Source organism: Nitrosomonas sp. TNE100 (genome assembly GCF_055387135.1).
Map to the genome: position 1 here is coordinate 2,212,805 of NZ_AP040997.1, position 19,432 is coordinate 2,232,236.

Sequence of the window (19,432 nt, forward strand, 5' to 3'; positions counted from 1 at the left end):
AGGATTCGCTCCGACTGGAAGAAACACATGAAGTCAAGACAGACAATACAGCTGGTTCCGATATAATATCGGTTTTGTGAAGGATCGGCAGCATGCGACTCATACAAAAAGCACTCACCTTCGACGATATATTACTGCTTCCCGCTCATTCCGAAGTCTTGCCCAGGGATGTTGACCTCACCACACAGCTAACCCGTTCTCTCCGGATCAGGATTCCGATTGTTTCAGCCGCGATGGATACAGTTACCGAAGCACGACTTGCTATTGCTATCGCCCAAGAGGGCGGGATCGGCATTATCCACAAAAATATGCCGATCAGCGCCCAAGCAGCGCAGGTTGCACAAGTAAAACGCTTCGAAAGCGGCATTGTCACTGATCCGATTGTCGTCTCTCCAGACATGACCGTCAGAAGCGTTCTGGAACTGATTCGGCAACACAACATATCCGGCTTGCCCGTAGTAAAGGGCAAAAAGGTTGTAGGCATTGTTACCAACCGCGATCTGCGGTTTGAAACCAACCTTGATCAGCCGGTCAAAAATATCATGACCCCGAAGAAGCGTCTGGTTACTGTCCGAGAAGGCATCTCACAGGAAGAAGCACTGGCCTTACTGCATAAACACAGGCTTGAGAAAGCACTGATTGTCGATGAAAACTTCGAATTGCGCGGGATGATTACCGTCAAGGACATCACCAGAACAACCGAACATCCCTATGCCAGCAAGGATGAACGGGAACGTTTATACGTGGGTGCTGCAATCGGGGTGGGGGAAGGCAGTGACGAACGTGCCGCCGCTTTGGTGGAAGCTGGTGCAGATGTAATTGTCGTGGACACAGCACATGGGCATTCGCAGGGCGTATTGGAACGCGTGTACTGGGTCAGGAGAAATTTTCCTGAAATTCAGGTAATCGCCGGTAATGTTGCCACGGCTGCAGGAGCCAAAGCATTGGTAGATCATGGTGTTGATGCCGTAAAGGTTGGAATCGGTCCAGGTTCAATCTGTACCACCCGGGTCATCGCTGGTGTTGGTGTCCCGCAAATTTCAGCAATTGATAATGTTGCTACTGCACTGCAGGGTACAGGTGTACCAGTTATCGCAGATGGAGGTATTCGTTATTCCGGTGATATTGCCAAGGCCATTGCTGCAGGGGCAAGCGCAGTCATGCTGGGAGGTCTACTGGCTGGAACAGAGGAATCCCCAGGTGAAGTCGAGCTACTCAAGGGTAGAGCCTATAAAAGTTATCGCGGCATGGGCTCATTATCTGCCATGCAACAAGGATCAAGCGATCGCTATTTTCAGGAAACCGAGCGCCATGAAGCAGAAAAACTGGTACCCGAGGGCGTGGAAGGTCGCGTTCCTTACAAAGGCTCTCTCGCCAATGTCATCCATCAACTGACAGGAGGTGTCCGTTCCAGCATGGGTTATCTGGGATGCCATACCATCAGTGAAATGCATGAAAAAGCTGAGTTTATCGAAATCACGTCTGCCGGAATCCGGGAATCTCATGTGCATGACGTTCAGATCACCAAAGAAGCCCCCAATTATCACGTTGAATAACCCTTTACTGATATGCATTCAGCAATTCTTATCCTGGATTTTGGCTCGCAGTACGCTCGTTTAATCGCACGGCGCATCCGGGAAACCAGTGTTTACTGTGAACTCCACCCCTTTGATGTCAGCCCGCAATTTATTCGGGAATTTTCTCCTGTTGGCATCATTCTCTCCGGCGGGCCGGCATCCATCTTTACCAATGACGCGCCGCGTGTGCCTCAAATTGTGTTTGAACTGGGTGTCCCTGTTCTCGGCATATGTTATGGAATGCAGGCCATGGCAGCTCAGCTCGGAGGAGAGGTGGAAAATGCGCAAACGCGCGAATTTGGCTATGCAGAATTGTTAACAGAACCATGCAGGCTGTTCCAGGACATCAAGGATCGCATCAGCTCTGATGGCAAACCCGCTCTTGATGTATGGATGAGCCACGGTGACCGGGTTAATAAATTACCGCCTGGGTTCACAGCCATTGCCTTCAATGCAGCCACTCCCTTTGCAGCCATGGCTGACGAAACACGCAGGTTCTACGGTGTCCAGTTCCATCCTGAAGTCACTCACACCCTCCAGGGAAAAGCTATCCTCGATCGTTTCGTTCATGATATCTGTGATGCGGGCTATGACTGGAACATGCCGGATTACGTAGAAGAGGCCATTGGCCGGATACGCGCGCGCGTCGGCGGCGATAAAGTCATCCTGGGATTGTCTGGGGGGGTAGATTCTTCAGTAGCCGCCGCACTAATCCACCGCGCCATCGGTGATCAGCTGGTATGCGTATTCGTAGACAACGGCCTGCTCCGCCTGAATGAAGCCAAGCAAACCATGGAAACCTTTAGCCGGAATCTTGCGGTCAACGTCATCTACGTTGATGCTAGCAGACAATTCCTGGAGCAATTGAAAGGAATCACTGATCCGGAACAGAAACGCCGCACCATCGGCCGCGAATTTGTGGAAATCTTTCAGCAGGAAGCCGCAAAAATTGAAAACGTCAAATGGCTGGCGCAAGGCACCATTTATCCGGATGTCATTGAATCTGCCGGCAGCCACACAAAGAAATCAGGATTAATCAAATCCCACCATAACGTTGGTGGTCTACCAGAAACACTTCGCCTCAAATTGCTGGAACCACTGCGTGAACTGTTCAAGGATGAAGTACGAGAACTTGGCCTGGCACTGGGGCTTCCGCGTGACCTGGTATTCCGTCATCCCTTCCCTGGACCGGGACTAGGTGTCCGTATTCTGGGAGAAGTTAAATACGAATATACAGAATTATTGCGTCAGGCTGACGCCATCTTTATTGAAGAGCTGAGAAACGCTGGATGGTATGAAAAAACCTCCCAGGCATTTGCTGTTTTCCTGCCAATAAAATCAGTTGGCGTTATGGGAGATAAGCGCAGTTATGAGTACGTCATCGCACTGCGCGCCGTTCAGACTGAAGATTTCATGACTGCACAATGGGCTGAGCTGCCTTACACCTTGCTTGCCAGAATCTCCAACCGCATCATCAACGAAATTCGTGGCATCAACCGCGTAGTTTACGATATCTCAGGCAAACCCCCAGCAACAATTGAGTGGGAATAAACCGCCACGTATCAATGGTACCCTGTATGTATTTATGTCGTCATTCAATTAAACACAATGGAACATGAATTCTGGCTACAAAGCTGGCGCGAAGGGCGTACCGGTTTTCATCAACTACGCGTACAGCCGTTACTGCAGAAATACTGGCCAACACTTGATCTACCAACTGGCAGCAAGATATTTGTTCCACTGGCTGGCAAATCATTGGATATGGCTTGGCTGGCTGCGCAAGGCTACCGTGTATTGGGTGTAGAGCTTTCACTACTGGCAGTACAGCAGTTTTTTGCCGAGCATGGTCTGAAACCTGCGGTGAGAGAATCTCGCTATGGCACACATTACACAGCCGGGAACATTGAGGTGATCTGTGGCGATGCTTTTGCGCTGGATGCAGCGCTGCTTTCCGATTGCAGCGGTATCTACGATCGTGCTGCGCTGATCGCTCTGCCACCCGAGCTGCGCGTACCCTATATAAACGAACTCATGACATGTCTGCCGGCTGGTTGTAGCGGTTTGCTGATCACACTTGAATATCAGCAGCAGGAAATGGTTGGGCCACCGTTTTCAGTTGAAGAAGCCGAGGTACTGAAGTGCTATTCACCCCGCTGGTGTGTCAAGCTGCTGGAACGAAACGATATCCTTCCCCAAGAACCTGGTTTTGCTGCACGTGGCCTGACAAAACTTGCCACAGCAGTGTACCAACTCCAACGACTTGCTGTATAAATCAACAAACGGCGTGGGGTACTGTTGATAAAACAATACTGCACGGATAACCTCCCTCAAGAAATACAATCTCTCACCATAACTGATCGCATAACCTAAAGTCGGTTGCGGAGCGGGGACAAGCTGGAAGTCAAATTTTTGATATGTTTCTTGAGGTGGAGCACAGCACATTCGCAATAACATTCCTCGCAATAACCCTGCCCTGCATTTGTAATGATCAATCAAAATTGAACTTTTCCCCTACACTGTCGTTGCAAGTAACTCCAGAGTTGATGTAACTCTTATATACGGTGAGCCTATGCAAATAGAGCCAACCAAGGATGCACTACCTCGATGTAATTCCGTTAAATCCAATTAACATGAAATTTAATCCCAATTACCCCAACGACAACAACAAGGGGCAACGTCAACTGTGGAATGCGCTCAAGAACGCTTTTGAGCAGGATGAAGGTGTTGCGTACTACCGATACCCTATCTTCGCAACGAGTAAACGAGGGCGAAGTGAGCCTGATTTCCTCATGATTCATCGCCGCTTCGGCATATGGATCTTTGAAAGCAAGGGCTGCACGATTGGAAATATCGCAGCAATTGAGGGCCACGACTGGCAAATGCGCGACTGGTACGCTGACAGCATGTCTCCTATAAGCCAGATCGAAGCGCAACTATTTGAAGTCAGGGCGTTATTTAAACCAAGCCCGATGTTAGAAAAACTTAAAATACCATTCGAGTACCGGGTTGTACTGCCGTTCATTTCAGCCTCTGAATGGGCTATGCAAGGTTTTTCGAAACATCCAAGTACAAATGGTGTTGTCTGGCTTGAAGAAGATATTTTACAGACATCTTTCAGGCAACAGGTTAAAGCTGTTTCATCTGCCTATATGCCCACACTTGACGATGCTCAATGGGAGCAAATTCTCGGAGTATTTCGAGGTATCGCTACGACCGAGCCACCTAGACAACCCAATCCAGGTGCCCCTGTTTCTTGCCATAGCAGGGTGATTCATGCCGTTGAAAGCCGTTTGCGTATTTTGGATGAGAAGCAAGATCGAATTTCTCAGGAAGTCCCTGAAGGTCCCCAGCGCATGCGTGGAATCGCCGGAAGTGGCAAAACAGTCTTGTTTACAAGACGAGTTGCACAGATGCATGCATCTAATCCGGATTGGGAAATTGCATTTGTTTTCTGGAGTCGTTCACTTTACCAACAAATTCGAAATCTTATTGATAAGCACTACCGACGATTAACCGGCGCAACCCCTGACTGGAATAAGTTGCATATCTGGCATGCATGGGGAAGCAAGGAACTCACCGGCTTCTATCGTGAATTGGCATTCCGGTGGAAATGTCGCTTCTTGAGTTTTGGGGATGCAGAGAAAATGACAATCCATGGAGAATCAGCATATGAAGCTGCCTGCCGCAACCTCGAAGAAGAATGCAAAAGTTGTCCATCATTGCTCGACGCCATCGTTATTGACGAAGGACAAGATCTGCCGGCATCTTTCTATCGAATAGCTCATCATGCGCTACGTGCACCAAAACGCCTCTATTGGGCTTATGACGAAGCACAAGGAGTAGATTCTCTGATCGTCCCGAATGCCTCAGAGATATTTGGCAGGGACGAGCAAGGTCGTCCTTGTATTGATCTATCTGGCAGCTATGCGAGCGGCATGCAGAAGGCGCATAATATGAATTGTTGCTATCGAACTCCTCGTCAGATTCTTTTAGCAGCACATGCCATCAACATGGGGTTATTTCGAGAAGGGGGGCCACTTCAAGGAATCACACGTAAAGAAGACTGGATCGCTTTGGGTTACCAAGTGGTAGAAGGTGATTTCAGTGCAGCAAGCGTAAAGGCATGTGCCACCGTTATGCTCCAGCGTCCGGACAAGACAAGTGGCCACCCCATTGACAATCCCGAGTTCGGAGCACCGTTGGACAAATCAACAATCTTGGTGATTCATGAGAGCTTAAGCCAGGCAGAAGATGTTGATTTCGTTGCAACCAGTATTCACCGTGATCTTGAATCAGATCTTCGTCCAGAAGATATTGCAATCGTTGGCCTTGAGCCCACACGCTATCTGTTCCCGCAAATTGAGGATCGCCTCCGTACACTTGGCATCAGGGTTCTCTCCCTGAACAACCAAAACAAGGATCAATTTCATCAAGCAGGATATGTAACGATTTCAAGTATTCGGCGAGCCAAAGGTAATGAAGCATACAAAGTCTATGCCCTCAATCTTCACATGGCGGGAGCTTTACAAGCCAAAAGCCCGGAAAAAGAGATGATTGCTCGAAACCAGATATTTGTTGCGCTGACTCGTACGAAATTATGGTGTGTTGCTGTCGGGAGACCTGGATCTATCATGAAAGAACTACTGGATACCTCAAAGAACAATGGCTTTCTTCGCTTCCCTGCCTTCAATCAGGCCAGCCTGAAAAGATCAATGAGTGATACGGATGCTTTGCAAGAAAACTTATGTAGCCAAACAACTGTAAGCGCCTAACGACACTATCTGTTATTTTTTCTATACTAAATAATTTAATGAACTCTGGCATTAACGGCAATAGTTCATCGGTACGATCTGGGCCAGACAAAGAATTTAATGAGTCAAACCGCCATGGAGCCAATACTGCAGCGGATACACTGTGCTTATCTACTTTTTTTACAAAACTACAGCATCACCCAGGATGATGCGAGCGCCTCTACCAAATCAACTCAAATCCCATGGCTCCCCAATCTGAACTGACATTGCGCGGTATTGTTATTGGCATTTTTATTACACTGATATTTACTGCTGCCAATATTTATTTTGGGCTAAAGGCGGGACTCACGTTTGCCACGTCGATTCCGGCGGCAGTAATTTCGATGGCGGTGCTGCGCAAGTTCCAGCATGTAACCATCCAGGAAAACAACATTGTACAAACAGTAGCATCAGCGGCGGGCACGCTGTCGGCGATTGTTTTTGTATTACCAGGCCTGATCATGATCGGCTGGTGGCAGGATTTTCCGTTTTGGATGACATTCGGCATTTGCCTGACCGGCGGCGTGCTGGGCGTGATGTACACCATTCCGCTGCGGCGGGCACTGGTGACTAATTCAGACTTACCGTACCCTGAAGGTGTGGCTTGTGCCGAGGTGTTGAAGGTCGGTACCGAGACCGGACGTTCCGGCAATGATGAAGGGAATCACTCAATCGGTCGTATCGGGTTGCGAGTAGTGATTGTTGGGAGCATCAGCTCAGCAGTTTTTGCTGTGATTGTAGCAACCAGGTTATTTGCTGCTTCCGTTTCGCACTACTTCAACGTGGGTACGCGCAGTGTGACGGGATTTGACTTCAGCTTGTCGCTGGCACTATTTGCCGTGGGACATCTGGTAGGCTTGTGGGTCGGGCTGGCCATGCTGGTAGGTGCGTTGGTAGGATGGGGATGGGCAGTTCCACATTACAGCACCTTGCTTGATGTAGCAAACGGTTCGGCTGCACAGTTGGCGCAAGCCGTGTGGTCAGAAAAAGTACGCTTTCTGGGCGCAGGCACCATCGGCGTAGCTGCGGTATGGGCACTGGTCAAACTGGCGCGGCCAGTCATCAGCGGTTTACAGAATGCCTGGCGTTCAACCCGTATGCGCAAGGCCAGGCATGGCGATGCGTTGCCACGCACTGAATGCGATATCCCAATCTCCATCGTGTCTCTAGTCATTGCCATCACCATCGTACCCATCATCTGGCTGCTCATGGATTTCGTCCGCACCAGCGGACTGCATGCGCATGTGATGCCGCTGGTGGCAGGCACTACACTTTTTATTTTACTCATCACAATTTTGGTCGCAGCCGTATGCGGTTATATGGCTGGCTTGATTGGCTCCAGCAACAGCCCGCTATCGGGGATAGGGATTTTGGTCATCATCGTGGTTTCACTGCTGCTGATGCTCGGCTTCGGACACCTGTACCCTGGTGACGAGGCACAGGCGCTAGTAGCGTATGCACTATTTGCCACCTCCATTATTTTCGCTGGAGCCACTATTGCCAATGACAACCTGCAAGATCTCAAGACTGGACAACTGGTGGATGCCACACCGTGGAAGCAACAGGTAGCGCTGGTGATTGGCGTTGTCGCAGGCGCAATTATCATCCCTCCGGTATTGGATTTACTACGCGAGGCCTACAGTTTTGTCGGTGCACCAGGTGCTGAGCCGACACGTGCGCTGCCTGCACCACAAGCGGGTTTGATTTCGACATTGGCACAAGGCGTGATCGAGAACAGCGTCGCCTGGAATCTGCTTGGCATGGGTGCGCTGATTGGAGTTGCAGCTGTAGTCATTGATGAACTGCTGGCACGCACTCAAACAGCTACCAGACTGCCGCCACTGGGGGTGGGACTGGGAATGTATCTGCCAACATCGACTACGCTGATAGTGGTGTCAGGCGCTTTGGCCGGCGCTGTATTCAATCATTGCGCTGAATGTAAATCTGGGCCGCGCGCTGATACTATCAAACAACTAGGCGTGCTGCTGGCATCGGGGATGATCGTAGGTGAAAGCCTGATAGGCGTGGTACTGGCAGCTGTTATTACATTTTCCGGTAGGGATGCACCATTAACATTGGTAGATGACGAATTTGCCAAGACTTCGCTGTGGCTAGGCGGGATCGCGTTTATGCTGCTGTTAGCCGCGCTGTATTACTGGATTATGCAAATGGAATCGCAAGCGACAAATCAAAACGAACACAGCATTACATCGTCAGTTAATGTGCAGGAGTAATCTGGGTATCTCGTGGAGCCATTACATCGAGTCGGCCACCTGGCTGGATTTTTGAAGATGAATGCCTTTCAAACGGATAATTCCTGTGACACATATTTATTTTGAGATCGTAATGGGAATTCCCAATGATTTGGTGTCGGTAATCGTCAGCCGGAACAACACATAAAGTAATTGGAAGGCATTTCGATTCCAGTGAGTCTCTTCGCCGGTCGTATCCACCGTGTAATACTTTCCGTGTGAATAAGCAAACATATCAATATTGCCAGGCTGTTTATCAGCAACAATCATGCCCATGGTTTGTGCGGGATTCTCATTACCGGCAAGGGGGGGTGTGCGCGAGTCTTTTTCTACATAATATTCCGCTTCTTCTCCCAGTGCATGGCTCAGGAAGTTAAGTATGCTATGAAAACTCCTGAGCCTGAACGCGCCCTGAATTGGCCATTCTCCCCCCGGATAACCCGGGCGAATATCAAAAGCGACATCATTCTCAACCCATGGATTGATCAGATCATCCAGCTCCGCACGCTCTTCACAACAGAGAATATTAGGATCGTAGTTAGTGATGAGAATCGGACCTGGCAGTTGTTTGCTCAGTGTGTAAATGTTTTTTTCCGAGTCATGATCCACGGCAAAATCTTTTTCAATAGCCTGAAATAATCCTTCTGCTGAAATGCCACTATCAGCAATTTTCCAGCTACGCTCAAATATCAAAGGCTCGGCGTAGAGCTGATTTTGATCCTGAATTGCGGAGAGATGGAGAACGATACGACGAAACATTTCGTAGCCGGTACGATCCGATGGATTATTACGATAGGCGGCTTGGTGCTGATATATATGCTGCCGGAAACGCATGCGGCGTTCCTGCTCGCTGGTAAGTGGAAAATAAGAAAAAAAATGTCCGGCTTCACTTCCCCTCTTACCTGTTTCCTCTGCCGTGCCTTTTTTAGCCTCTAAACGCATCCTGTGATGACGACCTCGTTTTTCAGGTTTTTCAGAGACCGGCGCATCCTGAGCAGTGCTATATAGCCCGGAATCAAGCAAACGGACTTCTTGCGCCATCATGCGCAGCATCAAATCAATATCAAAATGCTGACGCAGTAACAGTGTCAATTTGTGCTGGCTGAAGGGAGTCAACAGGCGTTTGGTAAATTCATCGCTGGCAATCGGATCAATGCTGAAAGTAGGACTCTCCGACACACTGCCACCAAAAATGGGGGCCAGCATGCCGCCGCGTTCTCCGGTTAATGCTGGTGTGGCGCCCGCACTGGCACTAAAATCAAATGTCGCAGCAATGCTGGAGACCCGAGTGAAATGTAGCGGTTCATGATGCTGAGCGCGCGCAATGTTAATTAAAAGTTGCCTTGATTCCGAGCGAAGGGCAGCCTGATCATACAACTCAACCGCCCGATTCAAGGCGATCGGCGACAAACAGCCTGAAATTGTTGCAACAACACATATAACCAGCCCTGTACATACCGGCAGTTTCATAAAGATCCTCGTCAGAGCAAGAATAATTCAGCAATTGGGGGACGAACAGGTCAGCACATCAATTCACATCACTCCGCTGCGGTCATTCTTTCATGGCTTCCATATAATGCGCATGCAGGCGCCTCAGCAGAACCAGCAAAACCGCGCTGACCGGCAGCGCCAGCAGAATTCCGATAAAACCAAATAACTGGCCAAACGCCATTAATGAAAAGATTACTGCTACCGGGTGTAAACCAATCCGCTCTCCCACCAGCCGGGGAGTAATCAGCATACCTTCCAGCAGTTGCCCTGATCCAATCACAGCCCAGATTATTATTACACTGCTCCATTCCTGAAATTGTGTCAGAGCAGCGAGAGTCGCCAATGTCAGGCCAGTTATTGTTCCCAGATAGGGCACAAATACCAGCATACCGGATAGCAACCCGATCGGCAAGGCGAATTCCAGCCCAACCAGCCATAGCCCTGTCACGTAATAGATACTCATGATGGTGATTACCGCTATTTCTCCACGCATAAATTCAGCCAGCACATCGTCTGTTTCTCTGGACAGAGCAAAGATTTGTTTTTGCCAAGTCGGCGGAATTAACTCCCCCACTTGTTTAATCAGAATATTCCAGTCTCGCAGCATGTAGAACAGCACCACTGGTACTAATACCAGATTTATTAAAAATCCCAGTATCGCCAGCCCACCACTTTTCAAGGTTGGCAGTGCCCTGGCAGCCACTCCACCTGCACTTTGCCAGTGTTCTGTCAGCAGTTGCTTGAGCATCTCAACATCGATCTGCAATTCAATATCAAAATTTCCTTCCACCCAGGGAATGAGACGATTACTAAGCAGATCAAGAAAAGAAGGGATGCGCTCAATCAGGCGCGAGATCTCTTTTTCAAACAATGGCAACATAATCAAAATCATGGTGATAAAAATACCGATTGCCATCAGCATGACAAAAACGGTACTCAGCGTCCTGGGAACTCTTCTGACTTCAAGCCAGGTAACCAGAGGATTACAAATATAGGCAATGACTGCTGCCAGTAAAAAAGGCGTGAGAATGGGGCTAAGCAGATAAATCAGGGCGCTGATAATGCCAATGAGCGCCAGATACCAGAGGAAACGGGAATCCGGGGAATATTTGTTGTCCATTTACGGTAAATTATGCCTCAATACGGTAAAATCATGCCTTAAAAACTCCACTCTAGCCTTAACACTGCGAGAACTCAACTTGACTGTATCCAATTTCACAGATCCTGACAAAAACCAGATTTCCTACCGCGCATCCGGTGTTGATATCGATGCGGGAAACCGCCTGGTGGAGATAATCAAACCTTTTGCACAGCGCACCCTGCGCCCGGAAGCGCTGGGAGGGATCGGTGGATTTGGTGCATTGTTCGAAGTCCCTGGAAAATATCGACAACCGGTACTGGTATCCGGAACGGATGGAGTCGGCACCAAACTCAAGCTGGCATTCCAGTATGCACGACATGCAACTATTGGCATTGATCTGGTTGCCATGAGTGTGAACGATATTCTGGTACAAGGTGCTGAACCACTATTCTTTCTGGATTATTTTGCCTGTGGCAAACTGGATGTAGAAACTGCTGCACAGGTGATTCAAGGCATTGCGCACGGCTGTGAGCAAGCCGGCTGTGCGCTGATTGGCGGGGAAACAGCAGAGATGCCTGGCATGTACCCGGAAGGCGAATATGATTTGGCTGGTTTTGCTGTAGGTGTAGTGGAAAAAAATCAGATCATCGATGGCTCCAGCATCCGAGAAAACGATCTTGTGCTGGGGATCGCCTCAAGCGGGCCGCATTCCAATGGATTTTCACTGATCCGCAAAATACTTGATCGTCATGCAGGGCAACCTGATACTGGGCTTGATGAAACCTGGCTCGTAGATGCGCTCCTGGCACCGACTCGAATTTATGTGAAATCAATACTGGCATTACTGGCAGAATTGCCCGTCAAAGGATTGGCGCATATTACCGGCGGTGGGCTGCTTGAGAATATTCCACGTATCTTGCCAGATAGCGTCATGGCCCATATCGACCAGAGTGCCTGGGTGCGCCCTCCCCTGTTTGACTGGCTGCAACAACATGGCAATGTCACGGACGAGGAAATGCTGCATGTTTTTAATTGTGGAATTGGCATGATTGTAATCGTAGCACCGGAGCATGCTTTGACTGCCACTAATATCCTGCGCAGCGGTGGTGAAACCGTGTGGCAAATCGGTGATATCAAATCGCGTAAATCTGGAACGCCATCTATCGTCATTACCTGAAGGAAAGGATCATGAAATCAATGGTGATCCTTATTTCCGGTCGCGGTAGCAATATGCAAGCGTTACTGAAGGCCGGGCTACCAGTTGCAGCAGTAATCAGCAATAATCCGACAGCAGAAGGATTGGCGTTTGCCCGCGAACACGGTATTCCAGCCCATGCGATTGATCATCATGCTTTCCCTGATCGGAAAACTTTTGATAATGCTCTGGCGGAAATCATTGATTCATACCAGCCTCACCTGGTTGCGCTCGCCGGCTTCATGCGTATCCTGTCAGAAACATTTGTTGACCATTACCAGGGCCGGCTGATTAATATTCACCCTTCTCTGTTGCCAGCATTCCCCGGACTGGATACCCATACACGAGCTCTGCAGGAAGGAGTCAAAATTCATGGTTGCACAGTTCATTTCGTCACCTCGCAACTGGATCATGGCCCCATCATTATCCAAGCCGCCATACCGGTACTAGCTGATGATACGCCAGCAACGCTGGCGGCGAGAGTGCTGACGCAGGAACACCGCATTTATCCGCAAGCAGCAAACTGGTTTCTGCAGGGACAATTGACCTTGACAGAAAATCATGTTGAAACTGGAATGGCCTGTGATAGTCAGAAAGTTCTATATTCTCCCGGGATCACGTCATGAAATTTTTATTACCCATAATCCTGTTCTGGATAAGCAGTATCACTTGCGCCGCTGATTTGCCTGAACGTATTGATATCGACTATGTACTCAACGGTCTTATTGGTCAGGGCAAAGCACATGAAACTCTGCTTATACAAAACCAAAACGGAGCTCAGCATTATACCCTTAGCAGCGAAATTTCAGCCAGCGGATTTCTTAAACTGATCAAACGTGGCAGCATTCTTCGCCACAGCGAGGGCATGATTATTCCGGACGAAGGAATGAAGCCTCTACACTTTTCAGACCAACGTGGCGGAAAACCTGCACGCACGGTTGAATTTGACTGGAGCAAGGAGCGCATCATTTATCGCCGTAAAGGCCGTGAGATGATAGAGAATCTGCCAAAAGGAACACTGGATGAATTAAGTTTTGCTTATCACTTCATTTTCACCGCCCCTCCCAAACAGACGCTGACCATATACGAAACCGATTACCGCGTTCTGCGCCCGGTTCGCTATGCTGTTACCCATGAAACACTGGATACGCCAATGGGAAAACTGGCCACGACCGTACTTACGAAACAACAAGAGCCAGGTGATGCGTTCCGCAAGAAAATCTGGCTGGCAACGGATCATCATATGCTGCCAGTACGTATTATTTCGACAGAAAAAAGCGGGATGGAAGTAGACCAGCTAGTTACTAAAATAGACTACAAGTCTCCAGCAAGTTCCACACAATGACCCATTTAAACTGCTTATGCGCCTGACTCCCGAACGACTGAATCTGCTGATTATCGCCGTACGCAAGGTGTTACCTCTACAAGCTCCGGCAGATGTGCTACTGCGACAGTTTTTCCGGGATTATCCACAGCTGGGACAAAATGGTCGGAGCATGATTGCAGAAACTGTCTTTGGAATCCTGAGACATCGATTTTTCCTGGAAGTACTGACCGGAAAAGCAACTGCTCGTGAACTGGTATTAGCCTATCTGGCCAGATTCCAAGGTATGAATCTACGGGAATTAACCCCACTCATCCGGGAGGTGGAATCCAAATGGATCCAACAAATCAAAGCGGTAAAACTGGAGGAACAGCCGCTGTTCATACGGGCAGAGTTCCCGGAATGGCTGGTGGGAAAATTGCAGCAATCCTGGTCGGATGAAGATATTTTGCGTCTTGGCCAAGTTTTGCAACAACCCGCTCCATTGGATATACGTGTCAACAGCCTACTTGCAAAACGTGAAGAAGTAATTGCTGTACTAAAACAGGAAGGAATTAAAGCTCAGCCCACGCCCTTTTCTCCCGTTGGTATCCGCCTCACTGGCAATCCAGCAATCAACCGGAACGCATTGTTCCTTTCCGGAAAAATTGAAGTGCAGGATGAAGGCAGCCAGATTCTCGGTTTTCTGCTGGCACCCAAGCGAGGCGAGATGGTAGTAGACTTTTGTGCCGGCGCGGGAGGTAAAACATTGCTGCTCGGCGCATTGATGCATTCTCGCGGGCGCCTGTATGCTTTTGATATTTCTGAAAAGCGGCTCAACAACCTCAAACCCCGGCTCAAACGCTCTGGATTATCGAACGTTCACCCGCAACACATTGATAGCGAAAAAGATATCAAGCTGAAACGATTAGCGGGAAAAATTGACCGGGTATTAGTTGATGCCCCCTGCAGCGGGCTGGGCACTTTACGCCGTAACCCTGACTTAAAGTGGCGACAAAGTCCGGAAAGTATCAATGAGCTGCAGAAAAAACAAATGGCCATTCTTACGGCCGCCGCAAAATTGCTAAAATCGGGAGGGCGTCTAGTTTATGCAACCTGCAGTCTGTTGCCAGAAGAGAATCAGCAGGTAATTGAACGCTTTTTAGCAGATCATCCACAATTTTCCATACTTAATTGTGGAGAGCTGCTTGCACAACAAAAAATCAACTTGCCTGATACAGGTGAATTTTTACAGCTCTCACCGCTATACCACAATACTGACGGCTTCTTTGCTGCTGTTCTGGAACACTCCAGAATGGAGTCCGAAAATTAAAAAGGGGCCTTAGAGAAAAGGCCCCTTCAGAATGCAAGCAGCTAACTTGAGTTACTGCTTGCAGAAATTAATTATTATTGTTATTTCAGATCGTCAATACCGGCACCAAAATTGATATGGAATGCCGCTCCGTCGATTACAAGCGCTGGAACTGATTTTACTCCAGCTGCTTCAGCTTCACCGATACGTGATTTATCCGTACCCAAGTGTACATTTTCAACTGTATATTTTGAAGGATCAATAGCATTGGCGACAGCCTGTTCAGCAGACACACAGACAGGACAACCGGCATGATAGAAAATAGCTTTTGATGCCATGTGTTTCTCCTTAACTAAGATTCATTAAAACGACATTCTCAAAACGGAATATCCTGGTCCCTGTTCGAAACCATACGGCATTTAGAACTGCTTACAGGCATTCCAATTTTTTATTTTAACACATAAAATCAATGAAATGTATTCGCATGGCTTACTGATGCAAATGTATCAATATGGTGGCGGTGATGGCGGATAACCCGACGGCGGTGGAGGAATATATCTGCCCGGAGCAGCAGGTGGATAGGAATAAGTTCCCTGGTTTACATTCCCGCCCGATCCTTCAATCAGCCCGGCAGAAACCGGGACACGATGACCATTGGCATACATGCACTGGATATAGGCAATATCATAACGCTCCTGACTAATAGAACCAGACGACTGCGCAGTACCACTGCCTACCAGTCCGCCTCCCAGCAGACCTGCTCCCGCACCAACAGCAGCACCACGCCCACCACCAAACGCCGCTCCCGCAGCAGCTCCTAGCGCCGCACCAACAGCAGCGCTTTCCATGCCGCTGGATGCCGCTGAACTCCTGGGTGTCTGGAAATCGGTTTGCTGGCTGGCAAACTGTCGACACAAATAATCATCACTGCGAAACTGATCAAAACTTTTACCATTACCCGGTAATATCATGACACTTGGTCCGGTTGGTACATTCACACAGGCCACAAGAAGGATCGCAACTGGAAAAACAATTAATCTGGAAAAGTAACGCATTGTATGCTCCTGTATTATTGGGCAGGTCTGGGAGGAACTTTTATCCATCCACCCGGGCAGCGTTCCACTTCCGGATAATAGCCGGCGGGGTTCTCGCAATAATACCAGTAATTCGTCACGGCTGATTCAGGGGGGGGTGGCGGGGGTGCCGGCCGGACAGGCTGTTGCTGCTGGATATAAATAGGTGGATCAGGCGGCACAATCACAACCGGAGGGTATACGACGGGAGGATAAGCGGGCCAGTAAAAGCGGTTGTCCAGGTAACCGTAGGGACGGTAGTAAGGTTGCCGGTAATAGGGATAATAACGCCGCCCGTAGACAAAGTCCCCATAAATCCCGATATTCCGGCCAGGATAGCTAAAATGGCCATAAGACCCGAATGAGCCAGCCAAGCCGACACCCAGGGAAAAATTAGGCCGACTCGAATAATGACGATGCCCATGAGAATATCTACTATGGTTATGACCATGGCTATAACTCCATGAAACGTCACTCATTGTTATTCCGGTTAAAATCAGAGACAGATAAAGCCAATCGACCTTTTTCACTCATTGCTCCTCATATATCCGTGATACAGTTATTTTGAGGTGTACAGCTCTTATATTGCCCATTAGGCTGCATCCTTTAATAAAGGTTTCAAGTATACGCCGCTCTGAAAAAGCACATGATAGGCAGGCATTTTTACGAAAACAGAAAAGGCCCGCACTATTTTAATTGGAAACTGCGGTGTACGTTTTTTGAATCAGGAATTTTAATGTCTGACCGGGGAGATTTTTGATGTCTGGATTATTCAGCGCGCTTTCAAGAGCCTCAATTAACCTTTTTAATCCACGTATGTTATGGCTGTGGAGTTGGCCCATATTGGTATCAGCTATTTTCTGGTGGCTGATCGGGATGTTTTTCTGGGCGCCACTATCAGGCTGGCTGCTGACTGTCATCCCGGCAGATACGCTCCAGAACTGGCTGGAAACTTCACATCTGCAGGTGATCGCTGACGGGGTGGAGACTGTGATCAACCTGATCATTTTCATGATATTAACGATCACAACCAGCCTGGTGATTACCGCATTGTTTACCATGCCAGCCCTGGTCAGTTTTGTAGCAAAACGCTACTACCCTGATCTGGCTCCGATGCGGGGTGGAACAATCACCGGCAGCCTGCGCAATGTCCTATTGGCCATCGCGATTTTTATCGTAATCTGGATAGCAACCATCCCTTTATGGTTTACCGGAATTGGCCTGCTGGGGCCTCTGCTGGCGGCAGCTTATTTGAATCAGCGGCTGTTTTTCTATGATGCGCTGTGTGACCATGCAGACAACTTCGAGCTAAACAAGCTATCAACCATGAATCGACCAGCACGCTGGAGTCTGGGTTTTCTGACAGGGTTGCTACAATTCACACCATTTTTAAATTTTTTTGCACCCACTCTGACCGCACTGGCTTTCATACACTTCGAGCTAGCACGCCTGGCACAATTGCGTCGCACAACGAATTGATTACCACATAAACCAGGTTTTTCACCCTTTCCACAGAATCAAGTTTTTCCTGTCCGGGTCGATACCGGAAGATATCACACCAGGAAGAATCTGAAATGTCATATGGAAAATTAAAACTTTTAATCATCGGCCATTCCAAAGCTGATGTAAATCAGCTAAGTACCGATTTTAGTCGTAACGGAAAACAGCTGATTTACCAACATGCAAACAGTTTACCCGACGTCCGGGCGGCATTGGATACATCAAGCTGGGATGCAGTCATTGCAGAATATTCAATGGCTGGATTTGATGCCTTGCAAGTGCTGGATCTGCTTAAAACCCGCCACCAAACGACACCCTTTATTCTGTACACCTCGATAACAGATGAGCAAGTAATACTCTCGGCATTACGCAACGGGGCAAGTGACTGCGTACCAAAAGGACATTCGACGCGGCTGATACTGGCTATCAATCGAGGTTTTGAGCTCATGGATCTGAAACGCAGGAAACGTCAGGCCGATAGCCATATTTACCGTATGACCTATTATGACGAACTGACCGGCCTGCCCAAACACAATCTGTTTTGTGAAAAAGCAGCCGCACTACTGTCAAACAACGCTGTGATTGATGGCATGATCGCTGCTATTTATTTCATCGATATCAACCGTTTGTCACGCATCAACAGTAAATATGGCTACAGCATCAATGATCAGCTAATACAACAATTCGCCAGCCGTTTATCCATCTACTCCGACAACAGCTGTATTCTGGCACGCACCGAAGGAGGTAATTTTGTTTTTCTCAAAACCAGCCTGGCCAACACCAGCCAAGCACAGATATTCGCAAACCAGTTGCTAAAGCTCGCCACCACACCTTTTATCATTAATGATCTTGAATTTTATATCACCCTGACGATAGGAATCTGCCTCTATCCTCGCGATGGCAGGGAAATTGAGGTGCTGCTGGCCAATGCCGAAAATGCATCATCTTTTACCCGAAAAATCTGGCCTAATACCTATAGATTCTATGCCCGGGAAATTGGTGAAGCTTCGTTACAAAAGGTCAAGATTGAGCAATCATTGCAGAAAATCATTAATGACAAAGAACTCGTTCTACATTATCAACCGGTGATTGATCTCATGACCGGAAAAATTATCGGAGTCGAAGCACTGGTCCGCTGGCGTCATCCGGAACTCGGACTCATTCCTCCAGATAAATTTGTTCCTCTGGCTATTGAATCCGGCTCCATTGTCAAAATAGGCAAATGGGTATTACATGAAGCTTGCAGACAAGCCAAATCTTGGCAAGATGCCGGCCTTGAACCCGCTTTCATTGCAGTCAACCTTTCTGCCATAGAACTGGATCAGCTCCAGTTAATTAATCACGTTGCTGAAGCATTACATGCGACGGGGCTTGACCCTTCAAAACTGGAGCTAGAAATTAATGAATCTGTATTAATGCAGGATATAGATGGAAGCACCAGAATCTTGAACGAACTAAAGAAAATGGGTGTAAAAATCGTGATGGATAATTTTGGCACCGGCTACTCATCTCTCAACCATCTGCGGCGCCTGCCCATCGATACCATCAAGATCGGTCAACCACTCGTTCAGGATATCGCCAGCAAATCTGACAGCTCCGTAATCATTACAGCCATTATTGCGCTTGCCCGGAATCTCGGCATGCAAATACGAGCAGAAGGTGTTCAATCACAAACACAACTCGATTTTCTGAAACAAGCCAACTGCCATCACGTTCAGGGATTCTTATTCACTCCCCCACTTTCAGCAGAGCATTTTTTACCACTTATCGAGCAACGCAAAACTGGTACTTTTTCATAACTTTGCACAGTATGGCGGCCACCGCCACATGCATGAAGATGATACGAACCACCTCTGCT

16 protein-coding genes are annotated in these 19,432 nt (G+C 48.4%); 11 read left to right on the plus strand and 5 right to left on the minus strand.

The features are described from left to right. Nucleotides 1-92 precede the first annotated feature (92 nt). The 5 genes from guaB to ACZ5EJ_RS10625 all read left to right on the plus strand — a co-directional run bounded on the left by guaB (nt 93) and on the right by ACZ5EJ_RS10625 (nt 8,601). Nucleotides 93-1,556, plus strand: a complete 1,464-nt coding sequence (guaB, locus tag ACZ5EJ_RS10605; protein ID WP_011635258.1) for an IMP dehydrogenase — start codon at nt 93-95, stop codon at nt 1,554-1,556. A 12-nt stretch (nt 1,557-1,568) separates the two neighbouring features. Then, nucleotides 1,569-3,128 (plus strand): glutamine-hydrolyzing GMP synthase, encoded by a 1,560-nt coding sequence (guaA, locus tag ACZ5EJ_RS10610; protein ID WP_074456332.1) that lies wholly within the window; start codon nt 1,569-1,571, stop codon nt 3,126-3,128. A 57-nt stretch (nt 3,129-3,185) separates the two neighbouring features. After that, nucleotides 3,186-3,848 carry a thiopurine S-methyltransferase gene (locus ACZ5EJ_RS10615; protein ID WP_074456333.1) on the plus strand — a complete coding sequence of 221 codons (663 nt, stop codon included), beginning with the start codon at nt 3,186-3,188 and terminating at the stop codon, nt 3,846-3,848. A 359-nt stretch (nt 3,849-4,207) separates the two neighbouring features. Further along, nucleotides 4,208-6,349 (plus strand): hypothetical protein, encoded by a 2,142-nt coding sequence (locus tag ACZ5EJ_RS10620; RefSeq protein WP_464557056.1) that lies wholly within the window; start codon nt 4,208-4,210, stop codon nt 6,347-6,349. Nucleotides 6,350-6,570: 221 nt separating this feature from the next. Continuing rightward, a complete protein-coding gene (locus ACZ5EJ_RS10625; protein ID WP_074685376.1) occupies nt 6,571-8,601 on the plus strand; it encodes an OPT family oligopeptide transporter in 2,031 nt (676 codons plus the stop codon). A gap of 96 nt (nt 8,602-8,697) precedes the next feature. Here ACZ5EJ_RS10625 and ACZ5EJ_RS10630 read toward each other — a convergent pair whose 3' ends face one another. Beyond that, entirely contained in the window at nt 8,698-10,089 is a 1,392-nt protein-coding gene (locus ACZ5EJ_RS10630; RefSeq protein WP_464557057.1) for a hypothetical protein, read from the minus strand. A gap of 82 nt (nt 10,090-10,171) precedes the next feature. Further along, on the minus strand, nt 10,172-11,230 hold the full coding sequence (locus ACZ5EJ_RS10635; protein ID WP_464557058.1) for an AI-2E family transporter: 1,059 nt from the start codon (nt 11,228-11,230) through the stop codon (nt 10,172-10,174). A gap of 79 nt (nt 11,231-11,309) precedes the next feature. Between ACZ5EJ_RS10635 and purM the strand changes: the two genes are divergently transcribed. Genes purM through ACZ5EJ_RS10655 form a run of 4 tightly spaced genes read left to right on the plus strand, consistent with a single transcriptional unit; the run spans nt 11,310 to nt 15,022 of the window. Then, complete coding sequence (gene purM, locus ACZ5EJ_RS10640) at nt 11,310-12,368, plus strand: phosphoribosylformylglycinamidine cyclo-ligase (protein WP_074685370.1); 1,059 nt, start codon at nt 11,310-11,312, stop codon at nt 12,366-12,368. An 11-nt stretch (nt 12,369-12,379) separates the two neighbouring features. Beyond that, complete coding sequence (gene purN, locus ACZ5EJ_RS10645) at nt 12,380-13,012, plus strand: phosphoribosylglycinamide formyltransferase (RefSeq protein ID WP_011635271.1); 633 nt, start codon at nt 12,380-12,382, stop codon at nt 13,010-13,012. Next, nucleotides 13,009-13,731 (plus strand): DUF3108 domain-containing protein, encoded by a 723-nt coding sequence (locus ACZ5EJ_RS10650; protein WP_464557060.1) that lies wholly within the window; start codon nt 13,009-13,011, stop codon nt 13,729-13,731. Before purN ends, ACZ5EJ_RS10650 begins: the two co-directional genes overlap by 4 nt. A gap of 16 nt (nt 13,732-13,747) precedes the next feature. Beyond that, nucleotides 13,748-15,022: an RsmB/NOP family class I SAM-dependent RNA methyltransferase gene (locus tag ACZ5EJ_RS10655; RefSeq protein ID WP_464557061.1), complete on the plus strand. Its 1,275-nt coding sequence runs from the start codon at nt 13,748-13,750 to the stop codon at nt 15,020-15,022. 80 nt (nt 15,023-15,102) lie between these two features. Here ACZ5EJ_RS10655 and ACZ5EJ_RS10660 read toward each other — a convergent pair whose 3' ends face one another. The 3 genes from ACZ5EJ_RS10660 to ACZ5EJ_RS10670 form a co-directional block, all read right to left on the minus strand. Next, nucleotides 15,103-15,339 (minus strand): thioredoxin family protein, encoded by a 237-nt coding sequence (locus ACZ5EJ_RS10660; protein ID WP_011635274.1) that lies wholly within the window; start codon nt 15,337-15,339, stop codon nt 15,103-15,105. Nucleotides 15,340-15,507: 168 nt separating this feature from the next. After that, a complete protein-coding gene (locus ACZ5EJ_RS10665) occupies nt 15,508-16,056 on the minus strand; it encodes a glycine zipper family protein (protein WP_011635275.1) in 549 nt (182 codons plus the stop codon). Nucleotides 16,057-16,070: 14 nt separating this feature from the next. After that, entirely contained in the window at nt 16,071-16,553 is a 483-nt protein-coding gene (locus tag ACZ5EJ_RS10670) for a hypothetical protein (RefSeq protein WP_464557063.1), read from the minus strand. A gap of 280 nt (nt 16,554-16,833) precedes the next feature. On the opposite strand from ACZ5EJ_RS10670, the gene ACZ5EJ_RS10675 reads away from it, so the two are divergent. After that, the gene (locus ACZ5EJ_RS10675) at nt 16,834-17,553 is read left to right on the plus strand and encodes an EI24 domain-containing protein (protein ID WP_464557064.1); all 720 of its coding nucleotides are present in this window, start codon (nt 16,834-16,836) and stop codon (nt 17,551-17,553) included. A 95-nt stretch (nt 17,554-17,648) separates the two neighbouring features. Beyond that, nucleotides 17,649-19,373, plus strand: a complete 1,725-nt coding sequence (locus tag ACZ5EJ_RS10680) for an EAL domain-containing protein (RefSeq protein ID WP_011635278.1) — start codon at nt 17,649-17,651, stop codon at nt 19,371-19,373. Nucleotides 19,374-19,432: the final 59 nt, after the last annotated feature.